General features: G+C 66.9%; 22 protein-coding genes and 1 other annotated feature. Of the genes, 8 read left to right on the forward strand and 14 right to left on the reverse strand.

Annotation, left to right across the window (positions count from 1 at the left end):
* Positions 1 to 3: 3 nt before the first annotated feature.
* From O2K97_RS14560 to O2K97_RS14570, 3 genes are read right to left on the reverse strand one after another with little or no spacing between them, the layout of a single operon-like run.
* Positions 4 to 1,671 carry a putative bifunctional diguanylate cyclase/phosphodiesterase gene (locus O2K97_RS14560; protein ID WP_269219822.1) on the reverse strand — a complete coding sequence of 556 codons (1,668 nt, stop codon included), beginning with the start codon at positions 1,669 to 1,671 and terminating at the stop codon, positions 4 to 6.
* 31 nt (positions 1,672 to 1,702) lie between these two features.
* The gene (locus tag O2K97_RS14565) at positions 1,703 to 2,281 is read right to left on the reverse strand and encodes a GNAT family N-acetyltransferase (RefSeq protein WP_039244861.1); all 579 of its coding nucleotides are present in this window, start codon (positions 2,279 to 2,281) and stop codon (positions 1,703 to 1,705) included.
* Between the two features lie 37 nt (positions 2,282 to 2,318).
* On the reverse strand, positions 2,319 to 2,924 hold the full coding sequence (locus O2K97_RS14570) for a helix-turn-helix domain-containing protein (RefSeq protein WP_269219823.1): 606 nt from the start codon (positions 2,922 to 2,924) through the stop codon (positions 2,319 to 2,321).
* A gap of 47 nt (positions 2,925 to 2,971) precedes the next feature.
* On the opposite strand from O2K97_RS14570, the gene O2K97_RS14575 reads away from it, so the two are divergent.
* The 4 genes from O2K97_RS14575 to O2K97_RS14590 all read left to right on the forward strand — a co-directional run bounded on the left by O2K97_RS14575 (position 2,972) and on the right by O2K97_RS14590 (position 8,220).
* Positions 2,972 to 3,808, forward strand: coding sequence for a metal-dependent hydrolase (locus O2K97_RS14575; protein ID WP_269219824.1), 837 nt, complete (start codon positions 2,972 to 2,974; stop codon positions 3,806 to 3,808).
* Between the two features lie 87 nt (positions 3,809 to 3,895).
* Positions 3,896 to 5,392: a DUF1800 domain-containing protein gene (locus O2K97_RS14580; protein ID WP_269219825.1), complete on the forward strand. Its 1,497-nt coding sequence runs from the start codon at positions 3,896 to 3,898 to the stop codon at positions 5,390 to 5,392.
* The gene (locus tag O2K97_RS14585; RefSeq protein ID WP_269219826.1) at positions 5,389 to 6,570 is read left to right on the forward strand and encodes a DUF1501 domain-containing protein; all 1,182 of its coding nucleotides are present in this window, start codon (positions 5,389 to 5,391) and stop codon (positions 6,568 to 6,570) included. Before O2K97_RS14580 ends, O2K97_RS14585 begins: the two co-directional genes overlap by 4 nt.
* Positions 6,571 to 6,619: 49 nt before the next feature.
* Positions 6,620 to 6,683 (forward strand) — a sequence feature (sul1 is cis-regulatory element that is thought to sense ions involved in sulfur or methionine metabolism; They are found in Alphaproteobacteria).
* 58 nt (positions 6,684 to 6,741) lie between these two features.
* Positions 6,742 to 8,220, forward strand: coding sequence for a SulP family inorganic anion transporter (locus tag O2K97_RS14590; RefSeq protein ID WP_331276152.1), 1,479 nt, complete (start codon positions 6,742 to 6,744; stop codon positions 8,218 to 8,220).
* Between the two features lie 3 nt (positions 8,221 to 8,223).
* Here the strand turns inward: O2K97_RS14590 and O2K97_RS14595 are convergent, their stop codons facing one another.
* On the reverse strand, positions 8,224 to 8,415 hold the full coding sequence (locus O2K97_RS14595; RefSeq protein ID WP_017505732.1) for a hypothetical protein: 192 nt from the start codon (positions 8,413 to 8,415) through the stop codon (positions 8,224 to 8,226).
* Between the two features lie 239 nt (positions 8,416 to 8,654).
* On the opposite strand from O2K97_RS14595, the gene O2K97_RS14600 reads away from it, so the two are divergent.
* Positions 8,655 to 8,867, forward strand: coding sequence for a cold-shock protein (locus O2K97_RS14600; protein ID WP_008260410.1), 213 nt, complete (start codon positions 8,655 to 8,657; stop codon positions 8,865 to 8,867).
* A gap of 69 nt (positions 8,868 to 8,936) precedes the next feature.
* On the opposite strand, the gene O2K97_RS14605 is transcribed toward O2K97_RS14600, so the two are convergent.
* A complete protein-coding gene (locus O2K97_RS14605; protein ID WP_269219828.1) occupies positions 8,937 to 9,779 on the reverse strand; it encodes an alpha/beta hydrolase family protein in 843 nt (280 codons plus the stop codon).
* Positions 9,780 to 9,918: 139 nt separating this feature from the next.
* A complete protein-coding gene (locus tag O2K97_RS14610) occupies positions 9,919 to 10,473 on the reverse strand; it encodes an NADPH-dependent FMN reductase (RefSeq protein ID WP_269219829.1) in 555 nt (184 codons plus the stop codon).
* A 182-nt stretch (positions 10,474 to 10,655) separates the two neighbouring features.
* Between O2K97_RS14610 and O2K97_RS14615 the strand changes: the two genes are divergently transcribed.
* The 3 genes from O2K97_RS14615 to O2K97_RS14625 are packed head-to-tail and all read left to right on the forward strand — an operon-like array spanning position 10,656 to position 12,390.
* Entirely contained in the window at positions 10,656 to 10,886 is a 231-nt protein-coding gene (locus O2K97_RS14615) for a hypothetical protein (protein ID WP_269219830.1), read from the forward strand.
* Positions 10,883 to 12,001, forward strand: coding sequence for a sensor histidine kinase (locus O2K97_RS14620; RefSeq protein WP_269219831.1), 1,119 nt, complete (start codon positions 10,883 to 10,885; stop codon positions 11,999 to 12,001). The genes O2K97_RS14615 and O2K97_RS14620 overlap by 4 nt, the downstream gene beginning before the upstream one ends.
* Positions 11,998 to 12,390: a response regulator gene (locus tag O2K97_RS14625; RefSeq protein ID WP_269219832.1), complete on the forward strand. Its 393-nt coding sequence runs from the start codon at positions 11,998 to 12,000 to the stop codon at positions 12,388 to 12,390. The genes O2K97_RS14620 and O2K97_RS14625 overlap by 4 nt, the downstream gene beginning before the upstream one ends.
* A gap of 151 nt (positions 12,391 to 12,541) precedes the next feature.
* Here the strand turns inward: O2K97_RS14625 and O2K97_RS14630 are convergent, their stop codons facing one another.
* The 8 genes from O2K97_RS14630 to cyoE form a co-directional block, all read right to left on the reverse strand.
* Positions 12,542 to 13,756 carry a M16 family metallopeptidase gene (locus O2K97_RS14630; protein ID WP_269219833.1) on the reverse strand — a complete coding sequence of 405 codons (1,215 nt, stop codon included), beginning with the start codon at positions 13,754 to 13,756 and terminating at the stop codon, positions 12,542 to 12,544.
* 55 nt (positions 13,757 to 13,811) lie between these two features.
* Positions 13,812 to 14,564: an SURF1 family protein gene (locus O2K97_RS14635; protein ID WP_269219834.1), complete on the reverse strand. Its 753-nt coding sequence runs from the start codon at positions 14,562 to 14,564 to the stop codon at positions 13,812 to 13,814.
* Entirely contained in the window at positions 14,561 to 14,962 is a 402-nt protein-coding gene (locus O2K97_RS14640) for a DUF983 domain-containing protein (protein WP_269219835.1), read from the reverse strand. Before O2K97_RS14640 ends, O2K97_RS14635 begins: the two co-directional genes overlap by 4 nt.
* Positions 14,959 to 15,867 (reverse strand): cytochrome c oxidase subunit 3, encoded by a 909-nt coding sequence (locus O2K97_RS14645; RefSeq protein WP_017505724.1) that lies wholly within the window; start codon positions 15,865 to 15,867, stop codon positions 14,959 to 14,961. Before O2K97_RS14645 ends, O2K97_RS14640 begins: the two co-directional genes overlap by 4 nt.
* 81 nt (positions 15,868 to 15,948) lie before the next feature.
* Positions 15,949 to 16,365 (reverse strand): NUDIX domain-containing protein, encoded by a 417-nt coding sequence (locus O2K97_RS14650; protein WP_269221146.1) that lies wholly within the window; start codon positions 16,363 to 16,365, stop codon positions 15,949 to 15,951.
* A gap of 2 nt (positions 16,366 to 16,367) precedes the next feature.
* Complete coding sequence (locus O2K97_RS14655) at positions 16,368 to 16,904, reverse strand: cytochrome c oxidase assembly protein (protein WP_269219836.1); 537 nt, start codon at positions 16,902 to 16,904, stop codon at positions 16,368 to 16,370.
* The gene (locus O2K97_RS14660) at positions 16,901 to 17,071 is read right to left on the reverse strand and encodes a hypothetical protein (protein ID WP_269219837.1); all 171 of its coding nucleotides are present in this window, start codon (positions 17,069 to 17,071) and stop codon (positions 16,901 to 16,903) included. The genes O2K97_RS14655 and O2K97_RS14660 overlap by 4 nt, the downstream gene beginning before the upstream one ends.
* A 4-nt stretch (positions 17,072 to 17,075) precedes the next feature.
* Positions 17,076 to 18,041 carry a heme o synthase gene (gene cyoE, locus O2K97_RS14665; RefSeq protein ID WP_269219838.1) on the reverse strand — a complete coding sequence of 322 codons (966 nt, stop codon included), beginning with the start codon at positions 18,039 to 18,041 and terminating at the stop codon, positions 17,076 to 17,078.
* Between the last annotated feature and the right edge of the window lie 51 nt (positions 18,042 to 18,092).

The raw sequence follows: 18,092 nt of genomic DNA on the forward strand, positions 1-18,092 counted from the left end.
GCCCTAAGCCGACCGCTGCTTCAGCGGGGCCGTGCCGTCGGCCAGGCTTTCGGCCAGATAGACCTCGGCCTCCTGCGCCGGCAGGGCGGGCGCATAGCCAAAGCCTTGGCCGTAGTGGCATTGGGCGTCCAGCAGCAGGCGGGCCAGTTCGGCGTTCTCCACGCCCTCGGCGACGACTTCCAGCGACAGGTCGCGGCCCAGGTTGACCACCGACTTGACGATCTTGGCCGAGCCTTCGTCCTTGTTCATCGTCAGCACGAAATAGCGGTCGATCTTCAGCGTATCGAACGGCAAGCGCGCCAGATAGGACAGGGACGAGAAGCCGGTGCCGAAGTCGTCCAGCGCCAGCGATGCCCCGACGTCCTTCAGCGATTGCAGCACCTCGGCGGCGCGGGCGGTGTCGCGCATGATGTCGCCTTCGGTGACTTCCAGCTTCAGCGCGCCCTTGGGCAGGCCGGTCTCCTTGATGATGCGCGCCACGTCCTCGCACAGGTGCGGGCGCTCGATCTCGCCGACCGACAGGTTGACGCTGCAGAACATCTTGCCGGCCAGCGGATGGCGTTCGATCCATTCGGCCAGCTGCCGCGCCGACTGGGTCATCATCAGCAGGCCCAGGTCGTTCATCATGCCCAGGTCGGCGGTCAGGCCCAGGAACTCGTCCGGCGGCACCAGACCCCGGCGTGGGTGACGCCAGCGCGCCAAGGCCTCGAAACCGGCGACAGCCCCGGTGTTCAGGTTCACGATAGGCTGGAAGAAGGGCACGATCTCGCCGCGCACGAAGGCGTTCCTCAGATCCGCCTCCAGCGCCAGACGGCTCAGGCTGTCGCTTTCCAGCGCCCGGCCATAGGCGGCCGATCCGCCGCGCCCGGCGCCCTTGGCTGATTCCACCGCCAACTCGACCCGGCGCAACAGTTCGGCGGCGTCGGGCGCATCCGGCCCGCCCTCCACCATCACCGCCCCGATGGAGACGGTCGGATAGATGTCGAAGCCCGCGACCCGCAGCGGCTGTTCCAGCGCGTCGCGCACGCGGTAGCTGGTGTGCGAGGCGGTCTTGGGCACGATGATGGCGAACTCGTCCTCGCCGATCCGCGCGGCCGAGGCGTCCTTGTTGAAGGCGGCGGCGAGGCGCGAACCCAGGGCCGACAGCACCAGGTCGGTCCGCTCATGACCCAGCGCCTCGTTCAGGCGCCTCAGCCGGTCCACGTCGCCGACCACGATCTCGTATTCGCCGGGCTGGGTCAGCACCTCGCTGACGCGGGCCAAAAAGGCGCGACGATCCAGCAGACCAGTCAGGGTGTCGCGGTCCGACCCGGCGAACTTGGTCTCCAGCGCCACGACGCCGGCGGCGCGCAGGCCGTCCTCCAGCCAGACGCCGCGCCACAGACAGGTCTCGGACCCGCGCATGCGCAGACGCACGGCGATCTCGGCCCCCTCGTCCTGGGGTTTGAGCATCCGCTCGGCCAGGCTGCGATCCTGCGGCATGGCCAGGGCGACGAAACCGGCGGCCGTGCATTCCGGTGCCAGCGGTCCCAGGCCCAGCGATCGCGTCGCGCCGGTGAACCGCAGTTCGTCCGCCGCAGGCGTCCAGACCCACAGGGCTGTCTCAGCGGCGGCCAGCGCCTCGATGGCGGTCGTGGCGTCCCAGGCCAGCGATCGGGATCGTGGTGTCACGCGTCTCGCCCTTCCAGACGGCCCCCGGCCGTCAACGCTCGTCCTCGACCAGGCCGAACAACAAATGGTCTGCCCACTCGCCGTTAATTTTCAAATAAGCGCGAGCCCGACCTTCGTTGCGAAAGCCGGATTTCTCCAGCACCCGTCGCGACCCGTGATTGGTGGGAAGACAGGCCGCCTCCAGCCGGTGCAGCTTCAGCTTGTCGAACGCGTATCCGACCACGGCCCGAACGCCCGCCGTCGCCACGCCCTGACCGGAAAACGGCTGGCCGATCCAGTAGCCCAGCGTCCCCGTCTCGGCGACGCCGCGCCGCACGTTCGACAGGGTCACCGCCCCCGCCAGGGTCTTGCCGTCCTGAACGAAGACGAAGAAGGGCCAGGCGTTGCCCAGTTCCATCTCGCGCGCATAGATCGACAGCCGGCGCCGGAAGGCCGCCTTGGTCAGGTCGTCCTCGGGCCAGGCCGGCTCCCACGGTTGGAGATAGTCGCGCGAGCCGTCGCGCAGCGTGGACCAGGCGGCGTAATCGGCGGCGCGCGGCGGGCGCAGCAGCACGCCGTCCCCCCGGATCACGGGGCCGGCCACATCGCTCATCCAATCCAGAAGCGCCATCGATGGGGACTATAGCATCAAGATTCGGCTCTGAACCTTACGGTTCGGCCAAAAGTGTCGCGGTCAGCTTCAGCGCCAGGTCGCGGCCCAGCCCCGCGGGCGCACCCAGCATCGGCGTCAGGATGTCCCCGATCAGCCCCTCGGCGAAGGCCATATAGGCCGCCGTCACCACCAGGGCCTTGGCCCGCTCGGCCGCCTTGGGATCCTCGGGCGCCATGGCCGCCAGCCGTTCGGCCAGATCGCGCACCACCTCGGCGAAGCTCTCGGCCCGGCCCTGCTCGCGCGCCAGCGCCAGCCAAGCCGCCATCTGAGAGGCGCCGCCCGGCCCGAAGGCGTCGAACACCACGCTCATCAGCCGCCCCGGCTCGACGCCGTCGCGCCCTTCTCCCACTCCCGCGTTCAGGCCAGCCTCGATTCGCTGCGCCAGATCGCGCACCATCGCATCCATCAGCGCGCCCTGAAGCCCGGCCGCCGAGCCGAAATGATGGATCAGATTGGCGTGGCCTACGCCCATCCGCTCGCCCACCGCCTTCAGCGTCACCGCCGCCGGGCCGCCGGACAGCAGCAGGTCGCGCGCCGCCTCCAGCGCCTCTTCGCGCGCCACCGCCCCGCGTCGCCGCTTCACCGGACCATTAGTTGACATTGATGTCAGTTAACTCCATCATCCGCTCGAAATCGAGGAGCAGAACCATGGCGAAATCCGCCACCCCCGCAGACCTCCAGATCAAGCCGCGCGACCTGCATATCGACCGCGAGGCTCCGACGCCACGGTGGTGGCTGAACGGCGACCCGTTCGGCACCGCCGTAATGAACGCCCTCAGCCTGACCTTCCCCGACGGCGAGCGGTTCTTCATCCAGTCGGTCAAGCGGTTCGCCAAGGACGCGCCCCCGGCCCTGGCCGCCGACATCCGCGCCTTCACGGTCCAGGAGGGCGCCCACACCCGCGAACACATGGCCTTCAACGCCATCACCGAACGCGCCGGCTACGACACCGCCGAGATCGAGGCCTATGTCACCGCCCGTCTCGACATCGCCCGCGCCCGTCCGGCCTTGGCCCAGCTGGCGGCGACCATGGCGCTGGAGCATTTTACCGCCGCCTTCGCTCATAGGCTTCTGGCCGATCCCGAACTGCTGAAGGGCTCGCCCCACGACCTGGCCCGCCTGTGGCGCTGGCATTCCATCGAGGAGATTGAGCACAAGGGCGTGGCCTATGACGTCTTCCTGCACGCGACCCGGGACCTCAGTCCGCTGAAGCGCTGGCGCATCCGACGCTGGGCCATGTTCCTGACGACGCTGCTGTTCACCCGCACGGTGCGCGAGACGACCTTCATGCTGCTGAAGCAGGACGGCATCGTCGGCTGGCAAGCGCGTCTGGGCCTGTTCCGCTGGCTGTGGCTGAAGCCGGGTCTGTATCGCCGGATGATCGGCGACTACCTGGCCTTCTACAAACCCGACTTCCACCCGTGGCAGGTCGATGACCGCGACCTGATCGCGGACGCGGAGGCCGGTTTGGCCCAACCCGCCTGATTGGCCGCCTACCCTCAAATCCGACCCCGCGACGGAGTTTTCGCCCGAAGGCGTTACAGTGTGCGGGGGACGGACGAGGAGAAGGCCATGGCTTCATCACCGACCGACGCCGCCGTCGCCCTGACGCGCCTGGGTCTGGGCGCTCGGCCGGGCGAGATCGACCGCGTCGCCGCCGATCCGCGCGGCTGGGCCACGGGCCAGATTCGGTCCCAGGGCGCGCCCCAGCCGTCTGGCCAGTTCGCCGACACCGCCGAACGCGTTGGCCAATATATCGACTATCAGAGCGACGCCGGTCTGGTCCGCCGCGACCGACGCGCCGCCGCTCCGGCGATGGCCGAGTCCGCACGCTCCCCTGCCCCCGCTCCCGGTATGCCGGACGCCGCCGATCCGCAGGCCGTCGCCCGACGCGAAGCCCGTCAGGACGCCCGCCGTGACATCACTCAGGACACGGCGCAGGAGTTCCTGGCCCGCGCCCAGCTCGGCGCGACCACCGACGACGGTTTCGCCGAGCGCTGGGCCCTGTTCTGGTCGAACGCCCTGACCGTCTCGGCCGCCAAGTTCGCCAGCGGCGCCTTCGTCGGCCAGTACGAGCGCGAGGCCATCCGCCCGCACGTCTTCGGCCGGTTCGAGGATCTGATCCTGGCCGCCGAACAGCATCCCGCCATGCTGCTCTATCTGGATCAGGCCCGCTCGGTCGGTCCCGACAGCCTGGCCGGCGCGCGCCGCAACGCCGGGCTGAACGAGAACCTGGCCCGCGAGATGATGGAGTTGCACACCGTCGGCGCCGACGGCGGCTATACGCAGGGCGATGTGACCGAACTGGCCCGCGCCCTGACCGGCTGGTCGATCCCCGCCGCGCGCGACCAGCGTCAGCCGGGTCGCCCTCAGCGAGCCCGCAGGATGGTTGCCCCGACCGAGCCCGGTCCCGACGGTTTCGTCTTCCGCGCCAATGTCCATGAACCGGGCGCCCGCACGGTGATGGGCAAGACCTATCCGGCGACGGGCCTGTCCCAGGGTCAGGCCATACTGCGTGACCTCGCCCGACATCCGGCCACGGCCAAACGCCTGTCGCGCCGTCTCGCCGCCCATTTCGTCGCCGACGATCCGCCGCCCGCCCTGGTCGCCCGACTGGAAGCGGCCTGGACGGGGTCCGGCGGCGATCTGGCCCAGGTCGCCCGCGCCCTCATCGACGCGCCCGAGACCTGGACGCCCCAGCCCGCCAAGATCAAGACGCCCTACGACTTCATCGTCTCGGCCCACCGCGCGCTGGGAACGCGGCCTCAGCGGATCCAGCCGTTGCGCCAGGCCCTGCTCGACATGGGCCAGCCGCCGTTCGCGCCCCCGTCGCCCGAGGGTTGGCCCGACACGGCCGCCGACTGGGCCGGTCCCGACGCTCTTGTCAAGCGGCTGAACTGGTCGCGCACCGCCGCCGATCTGGCCCAGGCGGCCGACCCGAACGCGGTCGCCGCCGCCGCCCTCGGCCCGCGCCTCGGCGAGCGCACCCGCCTCGCCGTCGCCCGCGCCGAAAGCCGTCCCGAAGCCCTCACCCTTCTGTTCATGTCGCCGGAGTTCCAACGCCGATGACCGCCCTCAATATGAACCGCCGCCATCTGCTGGCCGCGGCCTCCGCCGGGATCGGCCTGGCCTTCGCCGGCCGTGTCGCCGCCCAGACCGCCGGCCCCGCCAACAAGCTGGTCGTCGTCATCGCGCGCGGCGCGATGGACGGGCTGTCCGTCACCGTGCCCTACGGCGACGCCAACTATGTCCCGTTGCGTGGCGGTCTGGCCATCGCTGCACCCGGCGAGGCGAACGGCGCCCTGGCCCTGAGCGAAGGCTTCGGCCTGCACCCGGCCCTCGCCGGCCTGCACGCCCTTTATGGTCAGGGTCAGATGCGGTTCGCCCCCGCCGTCGCCCTGCCCGTACACATCCGGTCGCACTTCGACGCCCAGGACGTGCTGGAGAACGGCGGCGAGGGTCTGCGCCAGCAATCCGACGGCTGGCTGAACCGCGCCATCGTCGCGGCCGGCGGAACGTCGCTGAAAGGCCTGTCGATCGGCGCCCAGACGCCCCTGATCCTGCGCGGCGACGCCCCGGTGTCCAGCTGGGCGCCTGGCGGTCTGGTGCGCGACGGCGACCGCATCGCCTCCCTGCTGCAGGATCTCTATGTCGAGGATCCGATGCTAGGCCAGAACCTGGCGCGGGGTCTGGCGACCGAGCAGCTGGTCAGCATGGAGGGCGGCGATCAACGCCTGCGTCGCAACGACGTCCAGGGCCTGGGCCAGGCCGTCGCCAAGCTGATGACCGGACCGGGGGGCGCCGATATCGTCGCCGTCTCGCTGGACGGCTGGGACACCCACGCAGGCCAGCGGGCCCAGCTTCAGACCCGGCTGACGGGCCTGGATCAACTGGTCACGGGCCTGAAGGACGGCCTGGGCGACACCTGGTCTCGCACGGTGGTCATCGTCGCCACCGAGTTCGGCCGCACCGCCCGCGCCAACGGCACCCAAGGCACCGACCACGGCACTGGCTCGTCGCTTCTGCTGGCGGGCGGCGCGGTCAAGCGCGGCGGCCCCATCGGCGACTGGCCGACCCTGGCCGACAACCGCCTGTTCGAGAACCGCGACCTGGCGCCGACCCTGGATATCCGTTCGGTGTTCAAGGGCGTGTTGCGAGATCACATGGGCCTCGACCGCGCCGCCCTGGACGCCCGCGTCTTCCCCGGCAGCGCCGCCGAAGCGCCGGCGATGAACGGATTGGTCTAGCCGTCACGCTTGCTTTTCGCGGCGCAACACCGCATCAGGACGCCATCACCTTGGACCCGGCCCTGTTCGCAGGCGACGGGTGGCTATCCCCGCCGCCGATCCGCTGGGAAACCGAGCCGCCAGAAACCGAAGCATCGGTAAGGCTCATCCAGATGAAATCCTGACATGTCCATCATCGCCTCCGCGCGCCAGCAATGGCTCGCCAATCCTCGCCGCGATCTTCTGGCGGGGACCGTCGTGGCCCTGGCCCTGATCCCCGAAGCCATCGCCTTTTCCATCATCGCCGGCGTCGATCCCGCCGTCGGCCTATATGCCAGCGTGGTCATCGCCGTGACCATCGCCTTTGTGGGCGGCCGTCCGGCCATGATCTCGGCCGCGACCGGTGCCATGGCCCTGCTGATGGTCACGCTCGTGCGCGACCACGGGCTGGAATATCTGTTCGCCGCCTCGATCCTGTGCGGCGTGTTCCAGATCGTCATCGGCCTGCTGAAGCTGGGCCGCTACATCAAGTTCGTCAGCCGCAGCGTCATGACCGGCTTCGTCAACTCGCTGGCGATCCTGATCTTCCTGGCTCAGATGCCCGAGCTGATCGGCCGGGGCTGGATCACCTACGCCCTGGTCGCGGCGGCCCTGGTCGTCATCTACGGCTTTCCGCGCATCACCAAGGCCGTGCCTTCACCCCTGGTCGCTATCGTCGCCATCAGCGCCCTGGTGATCGTGCTGAAGCTGGACGTGCGCACTGTCGGCGACATGGGCCAGATGCCGACCAGCCTGCCGATGTTCCACCTGCCCGCCGTCCCCCTGACGTGGGAGACGCTGGTCATCATCGCGCCCATCTCGGCGACCCTGGCCTTCGTCGGCCTGCTGGAAAGCCTGCTGACCGCGAATCTGATCGACGACATCACCGACACCCCGTCGGACAAGGATCGCGAGACGCGCGGCCAGGGGATCGCCAACATCCTGTCGCCCCTATTCGGCGGCATGGCCGGTTGCGCCATGATCGGCCAGTCGATGATCAACGTCACCTCGGGCGCGCGGGGACGACTGTCGACCCTGTGGGCCGGGCTGTTCCTGCTGTTCTTGATGCTGGCGCTTCAGACCTGGGTCGCCCGGATTCCGATGGCGGCGCTGGTCGCCGTCATGATCATGGTCTCCATCGGCACCTTCGACTGGTCGTCGGTGATGAAATTGCGCTCCACTCCGCTTCAGTCGTCCATCGTAATGATCGCCACGACCGTGACCGTCGTCGCCACCCACGACCTGTCCAAGGGTGTCATCCTGGGCGTGCTGCTGTCGGCGATCTTCTTCATGCGCAAGGTCGGCAAGACCATCGCCGTGACCGAGGTTCCGACGCCGGAACCGGGCGTGCTGCGCTACCGCGTCTCAGGCCAGCTGTTCTTCGCCTCGGCCGATCTGTTCGCCGCCAGCTTTGAGCATCACGGCCATCCAACACGCGTCGAGATTGATCTCGGCGACGCCCATCTGTGGGATCTGACCGGCGTCGCCGCCGTGGACAAGGTCGTCTTCCGCTATCGCCGTCAGGGCGCGAACGTTCAGGTCACGGGCATGAACGACGCCGCCCGCACCCTGGTCACGCGGGTGGGGCGGTTCGAGAAGATGCATCTGCCGGACGGCGCCGGCGCGCATTAGGGATTAGGCGGCTTCGGGCTTCGGCATCTTGCAGATGCGGTTCAGGTCGGCCCGGATCGAGCTGCCCTGGAAGTGCGAGATTTCGGCGCCCGAATAGCCCTCGCCCGACAGCGCCTTGACGACGTCGCCGGTGTTCAAACAATCGTTGGTCCGAGCGAGCTGGTAGGCGCGCTCCACGACGTGGGTGCGGTTCATGTTGGAAGCCTTTCGTGCCTTCCCACAACGCGCGCCAAGCTAAACCGTTCCCACTATTGGATTTTCGTCCCGCCCGGCCCGCGCTTGCATCTGTCATGAATATCTGCGCACATAGAGCTCGTCGATCTCTCTGCGTAACGCCCACTCTCTCTGCGAACGCACGAGTCAAGGCCGCTCCCATTCAGACCCGACAGGCCGCAGGGACGTTCCCTCGGTCAATTTCTAACGGAGGTCTCAAAATGGCTACCGGCACTGTCAAATGGTTCAACCCGACCAAGGGTTACGGCTTCATCCAACCCGACGACGGCGGCAAGGACGTCTTCGTCCACATCTCGGCCGTCGAGGGCGCTGGCCTGCGCGGCCTGGATGAAAACCAGAAGGTTTCCTACGAGCTGGAACGCGACAAGCGTTCGGGCAAGGAATCGGCTGGCCAGCTGCAAACCATCGGCTGATTTCAGCGTCACAGCTGAACTGGCGACGGCGGCTCCTCACGGAGCCGCCGTTTTCAATTGGGGTTTAGCCTATCGCCCGAAGCAGGTCCGCTCGATGAAGCCCTGCGCGGCGGCCGAGGCTTCTGAGGGATTGTGCCCACCGTCGAACTCCAGAGCCGCGAACGGCGCCTTGGCCACGCGCAGGGCCTCGACCAGCGGTGCATAGTGGTCTGCGAACGGCGCGGCCGGATCCTTGCGGCCGCCCGCGACGAAGATCGGACGGTCCGCCAGATCGGGCGCGCGTTGGGCCAGACCGGACATGGCGGCGTCGCGCGTGATGGCGTTCATGAAGCCGTCCACGCCTTCGGGGCCGAAACGGGTCGTCTCGGGCTCGGCGGCGAAACTGTCCAGATCCGTCTTCCAGGCCGCACGATAGTCCGCGTCCGTCCCCCAGCGTGCGCCGATCACGCCCATGTCGGCCGGAACCAAAGCCACGGCGCAGCGCACGCCGTGATCCGCCGCCGCCGTCTGCAACGCCACCCAGCCGCCATAGCTGACGCCGATCACGCCGATCTTCGAGGCGTCCGCTCCGCTGGCCGGATCGGTCTTCAGCCAGGCCACGTCCGCCGCCCTATCCTCGCGCGAATGCTGCAGGCTGATCGTCCCGCCGGACGTTCCCGTGCCGCGATACTGCGGCAGCAGCACGCTAAAGCCGGCCTTCTGCAGATCCAGTGCGATGCGTGGGATGTTGGGCCCGGCGGGGAAACCGTTGAACAGGACCACGGCTGGACGCGCGCCCTCTCCGACCCCTTGCAGGAGCCGCGCCGACATCGTCGCATCGCCCGACGGGATGGACACCTCGCGAGGCGCTTCCTGCGCGAGGGTCAGGCCCGGCAGCAGCGCGGCGCCCAGCGCGATCATCAAAGCCTTCATGTCATCTCGTCCCGTGTTCGGCCTCATCTCGCGGATGCGAAACGCAAGCCCTCACGGCTCTAGTGACATGTCGCGCTCAACGGCACAGCTTACCGTTCGCTCATGACAGGGATTTCATGGATCGGTTGAGGCGGCGGCCTCACGCCTTCGTCTTGTCGATCCAGGCGGCGAAGGCGTCGGTGAAGCTTTTCAGGAAGGTCTTGGTGTCGTCCTTCTTCAACCTGCCGTTCTCGTCCAGCAGGTCCGCGACATTGCCGATATAGGCCTCGGGCTGCTGCATCGTCGGCATGTTCAGGAACACAAGCGGCTGGCGCAGGTGGTGGTTGGCGCCGAACGCCGCGACGGCGCCGGGCGAGACGCTGACGATGGCGGCGGGCTTGCCCTGCCAGATGCTGTGGCCATAGGGGCGCGAGCCGACGTCCAGCGCGTTCTTCAGCGCGCCGGGAATGGAGCGATTGTATTCGGGCGTGACGAACAGCACCGCCTCGGTCGTCGCCACCTCCTCGCGGAACCGCTCCCAGGCGGGCGGCGGGTTCTCGGTCTCCAGATCGGGGTCATAGAGCGGCAGGTCGCCGATCTCGACCAACTCGATCTCCAGCCCCGGCTCGGCCAGCGCCTTCAACTCCATGCCGATGGCGCGCGAATAGGAGCCTTTGCGCAGGCTGCCGACGATCAGGGCGACGCGGACGGTCATGGAAGGTCTCCGGGCTGGGTTCAAGCGCCAGCATAACCGATCGCGGCGGTCGGATGTTCCGTTTTAACCCGCCCAGCCGTTCACCTGCGCACAAAGCGGACATCGCGAAGGGCTGTTACGGGTGGGAAGCGGACCTTAAAACAGCCGTGGGAACCTAGCTGTGCTGTTACAGTTTTCATCTGGTGAAAACCTTTCTCTCGGCCCTCATCGCAGGGTCAGATTTTTCCAGGGTCGAGATGCGGGAAGGGAGCTTCGTGCTTCATCCCGTGGCCGTGCGACAGGTTGAGTTCAATCGCTTGGCTTGCAGTCTGATCGACAACGCCGGAGAAGAGTTCGTCGTGTTTCCTCACAGCGACGGTGCGGCGGGGTGGTCCAGCCTGATGGTTTTCCCTTTGCGAGATGCTAAGGAATGACCATGGAACACGCTTCGGACATCACCGAACGAAAATCGCGGGATATACTAGAGCTGCGGCGATTGGAGGCGCTCGCGTCCTATCGCATTATGGACACGCCACGCGAGCGTGACTTCGACGAGGTCGCGAAGCTGGCCTCTGATATCTGCGAGACCCCGATTGCCGTGGTTAATCTGATCGCCGCCCAGAGACAATTTTTCAAGGCCGAAGTTGGACTGGGCGTGCGAGAAACCCCACTGGAAAGCTCTTTCTGTGCAAAGGCGATCCTCGAGGACGATTACCTCGAAGTTCCGGACGCTACGCGGGATCCTCGTTTCGAGTGTAATCCTCTAGTCACTGGAGAGGCGGGATTACGCTTTTATGCAGGGAAGCTTCTGAAGACCGGCGATGGGCTGCCAATTGGCACGCTGTGTGTACTCGACACGCGCCCTCGCTCGCTTAACTCACTTCAACGCCGCGCGTTGGAAGTCTTGGGCAGGCAGGTGATGTCGCAGATCGAACTTCGGCGCGCCATTGCGCAGAAGGACGAGCTTCTAACACAGCGTACTCTCATCCAGCAGGAAACAACGCACCGACTGAAGAACACGATGACCATGGTGCAGGCCATCGCCAGCCAGACACTGAGAAAGGACGCGTCAGCCGGGGCTTTGGCCCAGTTCCAAGCTCGGATGCAGTCGTTGGCATCAGCGCACGATATCCTGCTTAGGCAGGACTGGGATGCCGCAAGCATGGAAGCAGTCTTGCGCGAGGTTGTCGGTCAGATCGCTCCTGTTGACCGCTTCAAAATCAGTGGCCCCCCTGTGACGCTCGGAGCTCGCGCTGCGCTGTCCACGTCTTTGGTCGCGCATGAGCTCACCACCAACGCCATGAAGCATGGTGCGCTGTCGCGAGAGGCTGGGATGATCGACATTGCCTGGTCGTCGGTGGGCGATCTCCTCACACTTGATTGGACTGAAAAGGGCGGCCCTCCAGCTGTCCAACCAGCGAAGTTCGGTTTTGGCTCTAAACTTATTAATCTTGGACTGGTGGGATCGGGTAGCGCAGACGTTCGTTACGAGCCATCCGGTCTCCGCGTTGTCTTCACGGCGTCGCTTGAGGAGCTTCGCCTTCCATGACCCATGACGATCGTTTCCCACCGCACGATCCGTCGCGGTATGTTCTGGTAGTGGACGATGAGCCAATCGTTCGGATGGCAGCTATGGAAGCTGTAGCTGCTGCCGGCTTCCTTCCGGTCGAAGCTAGAAATGCGACCGAGGCAATCCACATTCTTGAGACCCGAACTGACATTCGGATTCTTTTCAGTGACATCGAGATGCCCGGCGGTCTGGATGGAACCAAACTTGCCGCAGCGATACGTGATCGGTGGCCTCCTATCGAGATCATTCTAACCTCGGGCAACCTGCGACCAGCAAAAGAAATCCTTCCGGAAAGGACGATTTTCCTCGCGAAACCGTACACCGACGCCAAGCTGGTCGCCGCGCTGAACTTTTTGACGAATCGATAGCCCCGGCGGCTGTCCGAGATGTCCGCAATGGGTCGTGAAGAGAAGTTTGCCTCGTGCCCTGGTCCGGACATTCAGACGGCCGCCGCTGGGATAATCTGCCGCTGAACCTCCGCGCGAGAGCGACTGAAGTCAGCAAAGACCAGCCGAAAGCCTAACCCGCGAACAGGGCCGCCGCGAACGCTTCGCCCGCCGGTCCGGCCGACTTCGGTCCCAGCACGGCGCTGGCCGCCTGGCCAGAGGCCAGCACCCGGCCGCCGACCGCGCGCACATCCTCGATCGTCTGGGCTTCCAGTTGCTCGGTCATCGACAGGCTGGAGCGCGGGGCGCCGAAGATCAGGGTCTGGGCCGCGTTGCGCCCGGCCCGGCTCATCGGGTTTTCGTCCGACATCCACAGGCCGGCCTTCATCACCGCCTTGGCCCGCGACAGCTCCTTTTCGGTGGGCCCAACCTCGGCCAGGGCCCGCACCTCGGTCGCCGAGACCTCGGCCAGTTCTTTCGCCCGATCCGCCGCCGCCCCGGCGTAGATGCCCAGCACGCCCGTATCCTCGTACGGCTCCTGATAGGCGTCGATGGCGTAGGCCAGGCCCCGCTCCTCGCGCGCGCTCTGGAACAGGCGCGAGGCCATGCCGCCGCCGAGGATCTCGCCGAACAGCCGCATGGCCGAAAGCGCCGGATCGGTCGCGGACAGGGCCGGCAGTTGGAACACCAGATTGGCCTGTTCGATCTTGCGCGTCAGCTTCGCATGGCCGCCGACGAAGGCGGCCGGCGCGGGTGCGTCAGCCGGCGTCGCGACCGCATCGCCGAACCAGCGCTCGGCCAAGGCCAGCAGTTCGGTCTCGTCCACCGCGCCTGAGACCGACACCACCATCCGATCGGGCGAATACAGCCGCGCGCGCCACGCCTCAACCGACGCCTTGTCGGCCGGCTTCAGGCTGGCGACAGAGCCCAGGATGGGGCGGCCCAGCGGTTGTTTGGCGAAGGCGCGCGTCTGCACCATCTCGAACACATGGTCGTCAGGCGTGTCGAAGGCCTCGGCGATCTCCTGGGCCACCACGTCCTTCTCGCGCTCGATCTCGGCCGGGTCCAGCGTTGGCCGGAATACCAGGTCCGACAGCACCTGCATCGCCAGCGGCAGCGAGCCGTCCAGCCCCCGCACCTCGAAACTGGTCCGCTCATAGCCGGTGGAAGCGTTGATGGTGCCGCCCTCGGCCTCGATCCGCTCGACGATCTCGCGCGCGGCCATGTCGCCGGCGCCCTTGAACACCAGATGCTCCAACAGGTGCGACCAGCCGGACCGATCCAGCGGCTCCCACCGCGCCCCGCCCTTGACGGTGACGACGACGGCCAGAGTCTTCAGCCCCGGCATCGGATCGCAGATGACGCGAACGCCGTTGGACAGGGTGTGCAGGGAAGTCAGGACTTTAGTCTTTCCTATCGCCGCGCACGCGGTGCGCGGCTGCTTGAGGACCGTCTTTCTTCATTCGACGGCGAAGCAGGGCCACATAGAAACCCGCAAGCGCGATCGCCAGTCCGAACCATGTCAGGGCGTATCCGAAATGGTTGTTGGAAAAGGCCGCCGGCGGCGCGGACGGCCTGAGCGCCGGGAACTCGGGATTGACGGCGGTGATGGCGAACACGGCCTCGGGTCGGACCGGGCCGGTAACGTTCAGCGCCTTGGCCATCGCCGCCGTGTCGCGGGCGTAGAAGCGGCCGTCGCGGGGCGCCGGGCTCATGGCGCCGGGCTTGTCGAAGGTGCGGAACTCTCCGACCATCACCAGCGGCAGAGTGGTTTCGAGCACGCGCGGACGCGCCGTCACGCCGTCGCCGACAAAGCCACGATCGACCAGCAGGGTGAAATCCGCCCCCGCCGGCTTGCACGCCGAGATCAGTCGCACCCCGGCCTCGCCGTCATGGATGCTCTGAAGCTCGACGAAAGGCGCGCTGGCCAGGCCCGGACAGCCGATCAGCGCCTTCCTGAACTCCAGATCGTCCCCAGTCCCTGTTTCGGCCAGCACCTGCTCCAGCGGCGCGGGCGGTTTCGCCGCCGCCGCATCGGCCGCCGCGATCAGGCCTTCCTTCCACTTCAGCCGCTCGACCTGCCATACGCCCAGCCCGATCAGCAGGATCAGGGCCAGCACCGTCAGCACGGTCAGGATCCAGGGGAAACGCTTCATCGCTGGTTTCGATATTGCAGCCCGATCATCAGTCCCCGCCCCGGCCGCATCAGGGCTAGCGACAGGGCGACCACCAGCGGCAGCCAGACGATCAGATGCACCCACATGGGCGGATGGTATTTGATTTCGACGAACAGGGCCGAGAAGCCGACGATGAAGCCGGCGATCTGCATGATGAAGCTGGCGGGGCCGTCGCCCGTCTGGATGGTGAAATAGTCCAGACCGCAGGCCGTGCAGCCGGGCGCCACCTTCAAAAAGCCCTCGAACAGCGCGCCCTGGCCACGCCGGGGACAACGCCCCCGAAGCGCCCAGCGAACCGGCGTATCGGAAACGACGACGGCGCGGGACGATTCCTCGTCCCGCGCCGCTGCGATGTCTTCAGGGCCGTCTTGGTTCAACCGAAGACGACATAGACGAAGGCGAACAGGAACAGCCAGACCACGTCCACGAAGTGCCAGTACCAGGCGGCCGCCTCGAAGCCGAAATGCTTCTGCGGGGTGAAGTCGCCCTTCAGCAGGCGGATCAGGCAGACCGCCAGGAAGATGGTGCCGATCAGGACGTGGAAGCCGTGGAAGCCCGTCGCCATGAAGAAGATCGAGCCGTACAGGCCCGAGTTCACGGCCTCTTCGTTGAAGAACAGCTTCTCGTGCAGGATGTGGTTGTACTCATAGGCCTGGACGCAGGTGAACAGCACGCCCAGGGCCACGGTGATGATCAGGGCCAGCTTGGCGCCCTTGCGGTCGCCGACCTGGATCGCGTGGTGGGCCCAGGTGACGGTGCAGCCGGAGAGCAGTAGGGTCACGGTGTTCAACAGCGGCAGTTGCCACGGCGACAGGACCTCGACGCCCTTCGGCGGCCAGGTCGACCAGGCCTTGGCGGTGTCGGCCCAGGTGCCGACTTCCGGCGTCAGCGCCCGCGACTCATGGAACAGCGCCATGTCGAAGAACATCCAGAAGAAGGCGACGAAGAACATCACCTCCGATGCGATGAACAGGATCATGCCGTAGCGCAGGCCCAGCGACACGACCGGCGTATGGTCGCCCGCCTTGGATTCCTTGATGACGTCCGCCCACCAGCAGAAGGCCGAGATCAGCACGCCGGCCAGACCGGCGAAGAAGACGCCCGGCTTGCCCTCAGCCAGGAAGTTGGCGGCGATCGGGCCGCCGTCCGCCGGGGCCAGGCCCTTCATCCAGATCACCGCGCCGATGAACATGATGGTCGCAGCGACCGAGGACACCAGCGGCCAAGGGCTGGGCGCCACCAGGTGGTAGTCGTGCTGCGGAGTGGCGTGGGCGTCAGCCATGAATCGCGTCTCTTCGTCGGCCAGAGTCGGTTGTTATAGCGGCTATAGCGTTCGATTTTCCCCGACGCCAGAGCCGTGCCGCTATTCCGCCTTGTTCAAGGCTCTGAACGCCTTGGCCGAGAACGCCGACAGCGGCTGAGGCAGGTCGTCCAGCGCGAACCAGCCGATGTCCGACAGCTTGTCCGGCTCGGTCAGCGTCGGCTCGCCGGTGAAGTCGCGGGTGACATAGATCAGCGAAACCCAATGCTGGCCGTCGGCCGGAATGATCTCTTCGGCCAGGCACAGGAAATCGACGTCGCCGATCGTCAGCCCGCTCTCCTCCTCGGCCTCGCGCCGCGCGGCGTCGATGGAGCGTTCCATCAGGTCCACCTTGCCGCCCACGATGTTCCAGAACCCGGCCTCGGGCGCCTTCAGCCGTTTGCACAGCAAGACCCGCCCGTCGCCGCGCTGGATCACCAGGCCGCAGCCGACGCCGGGAAAGTCCACGCCCGGCTTCATGGTCACGCCTTGGGTGCGTCCACGGAAGGATAGAAGGTGTAGCTCAGGGTGATGTCGCGCGCGCCCTTTGCCTCACGGTCCGTGGCCAGTTCGGGGGCGATGAAATACTGGACCGGGAACTGGCGCGTCTCGCCTGCCGCCAGCGTCTGGTCGGTAAAGCAGAAGCATTGCAGCTTCTGGAAATACGGCCCCGTCTGCTCGGGCGAGACATTGTAGCTGGCGCGCACCTGGATCGGCTTGTCCGCGGTGTTGGTCACGTCGAAATAGGCCAGGCCCGTCTCGCCGATCCGCACCCGTTGGGTCGACTGCTCTGCGCGGAAGGTCATCGGAACGCCACGCACATTGGTGTCGAACCGCACCAGCACCGTCTCGTCCAGCACGGTGTCGGAGGCCTTATCCGCCTTCATCGTCGTGCCGCCGAAGCCCGTGACCTGACAGAACATCCGATAGAGCGGCACCGCCGCAAACGCCGCCCCGGTCATGCCCATCACGCCGAAGACGCAGATGATGGCGATCAGATTCTTGCGACCCGCCTTCATGGCTGGGACCTCTCCACCGCCGTCGCCAGCGCGCGCTCGGCCGCCTGGTTCTGTTGCAGGCGCAGCACCGTGGTGGCGAAGACCAGCACGATGAAGGCCACCAGCGCCGAGGCGATCCAGACGTTGCGACGCTTGCGCGCGCGAAGTTCCTCAGGCGTCAGACGCATGGTTTTACGCTCCCAGACCGGACAGGGCCTCGACCAGCAGCGCCGAAAACAGCGCCATCAGATAGAGGATGGAAAAGGCGAACAGGTCCCGCGCCGGTTTGGCCTGGACCTTGACGTCATACAATGCGGCCTCGCGTCCCACGGCCTCGGCCTTGTCCGGCTCGTCGCCCGCGCGCGAGCGATAGAGACGCACCGCCAGGCCGAGGAAGCCCAGGCCGCCCGCGACGGACACGACCAGATAGATGATCCCGCCCAGGCCCGCGAAGGCCGGGGCGATCGCGACCGGCACGAAGACCAGGGTGTAGAGCAGGATCTGCAACCGCGTGGACTTGGCGCCCCTGGCCACCGGCATCATCGGAATGCCCGCCTTGGCGTAGTCGCCGGCCGAATAGAGCGCCAGCGCCCAGCTGTGCGGCGGGGTCCACAGGAAGATGATGAGAAACAGCAGCCACGCCTGCCACGGCGCATGGCCCGTCGCCGCCGCCCAGCCGATCACGGGCGGAAAGGCGCCCGCCGCCCCGCCGATGACGATGTTCTGGGGCGTCCGCCGCTTCAGCAGCAGGGTGTAGAAGCCGGCGTAATAGACGATGGTCATGGCCAGCAGACCCGCCGCCAGCCAGTTCGCATTCATCCCCAGCAGCATGACCGAGAACAGGCTCAGGATGACGCCGAAGGCCATGGCGTCGTTCTTGCGCACGCGCCCCGCCGCCACCGGCCGGCCGCGCGTGCGCCGCATCAGGGCGTCGGTCTCGCCTTCCAGCGCCATGTTCAGCGCCCCGGCCGCCCCGGCCCCCACGGCGATGCACAGGATGGCGATGGCCGCGACCAGCGGATTGACCGATCCCGGCGCGACGATCAGCCCGGTCGCGGCGGTGAACACCACCAGCGACATCACGCGCGGCTTCAACAGCTGGAAGAAATCCTCCGGCTGGGCGGTCGAGAGAACGGGTCGGGTCTGAACTTCGGTCATCTGTGAGGGCCGCATAGCATAACCAAATGAAGAAGGCCGCCCCTTCCGACG

Origin of the sequence: Brevundimonas vesicularis (assembly GCF_027105095.1) — a bacterium.
Lineage (GTDB): Bacteria > Pseudomonadota > Alphaproteobacteria > Caulobacterales > Caulobacteraceae > Brevundimonas > Brevundimonas vesicularis_E.

Excerpts from the sequence above, each read along its gene's own strand:
- O2K97_RS14655 (WP_269219836.1), bottom strand. The coding sequence starts at position 16,904 with ATGAAGGCGGGTCGCAAGAATCTGATCGCCATCATCTGCGTCTTCGGC.
- O2K97_RS14570 (WP_269219823.1), bottom strand. The coding sequence starts at position 2,924 with ATGTCAACTAATGGTCCGGTGAAGCGGCGACGCGGGGCGGTGGCGCGC.
- O2K97_RS14600 (WP_008260410.1), top strand. The coding sequence starts at position 8,655 with ATGGCTACCGGCACTGTCAAATGGTTCAACCCGACCAAGGGTTACGGC.
- O2K97_RS14635 (WP_269219834.1), bottom strand. The coding sequence starts at position 14,564 with ATGAAGCGTTTCCCCTGGATCCTGACCGTGCTGACGGTGCTGGCCCTG.
- O2K97_RS14595 (WP_017505732.1), bottom strand. The coding sequence starts at position 8,415 with ATGAACCGCACCCACGTCGTGGAGCGCGCCTACCAGCTCGCTCGGACC.
- O2K97_RS14660 (WP_269219837.1), bottom strand. The coding sequence starts at position 17,071 with ATGCGTCTGACGCCTGAGGAACTTCGCGCGCGCAAGCGTCGCAACGTC.
- O2K97_RS14580 (WP_269219825.1), top strand. The coding sequence starts at position 3,896 with ATGGCTTCATCACCGACCGACGCCGCCGTCGCCCTGACGCGCCTGGGT.
- O2K97_RS14625 (WP_269219832.1), top strand. The coding sequence starts at position 11,998 with ATGACCCATGACGATCGTTTCCCACCGCACGATCCGTCGCGGTATGTT.
- O2K97_RS14605 (WP_269219828.1), bottom strand. The coding sequence starts at position 9,779 with ATGAAGGCTTTGATGATCGCGCTGGGCGCCGCGCTGCTGCCGGGCCTG.
- O2K97_RS14650 (WP_269221146.1), bottom strand. The coding sequence starts at position 16,365 with ATGAAGCCGGGCGTGGACTTTCCCGGCGTCGGCTGCGGCCTGGTGATC.
- O2K97_RS14565 (WP_039244861.1), bottom strand. The coding sequence starts at position 2,281 with ATGGCGCTTCTGGATTGGATGAGCGATGTGGCCGGCCCCGTGATCCGG.
- O2K97_RS14630 (WP_269219833.1), bottom strand. The coding sequence starts at position 13,756 with ATGCCGGGGCTGAAGACTCTGGCCGTCGTCGTCACCGTCAAGGGCGGG.
- O2K97_RS14610 (WP_269219829.1), bottom strand. The coding sequence starts at position 10,473 with ATGACCGTCCGCGTCGCCCTGATCGTCGGCAGCCTGCGCAAAGGCTCC.
- O2K97_RS14585 (WP_269219826.1), top strand. The coding sequence starts at position 5,389 with ATGACCGCCCTCAATATGAACCGCCGCCATCTGCTGGCCGCGGCCTCC.
- O2K97_RS14620 (WP_269219831.1), top strand. The coding sequence starts at position 10,883 with ATGACCATGGAACACGCTTCGGACATCACCGAACGAAAATCGCGGGAT.
- O2K97_RS14575 (WP_269219824.1), top strand. The coding sequence starts at position 2,972 with ATGGCGAAATCCGCCACCCCCGCAGACCTCCAGATCAAGCCGCGCGAC.
- cyoE (WP_269219838.1), bottom strand. The coding sequence starts at position 18,041 with ATGACCGAAGTTCAGACCCGACCCGTTCTCTCGACCGCCCAGCCGGAG.
- O2K97_RS14645 (WP_017505724.1), bottom strand. The coding sequence starts at position 15,867 with ATGGCTGACGCCCACGCCACTCCGCAGCACGACTACCACCTGGTGGCG.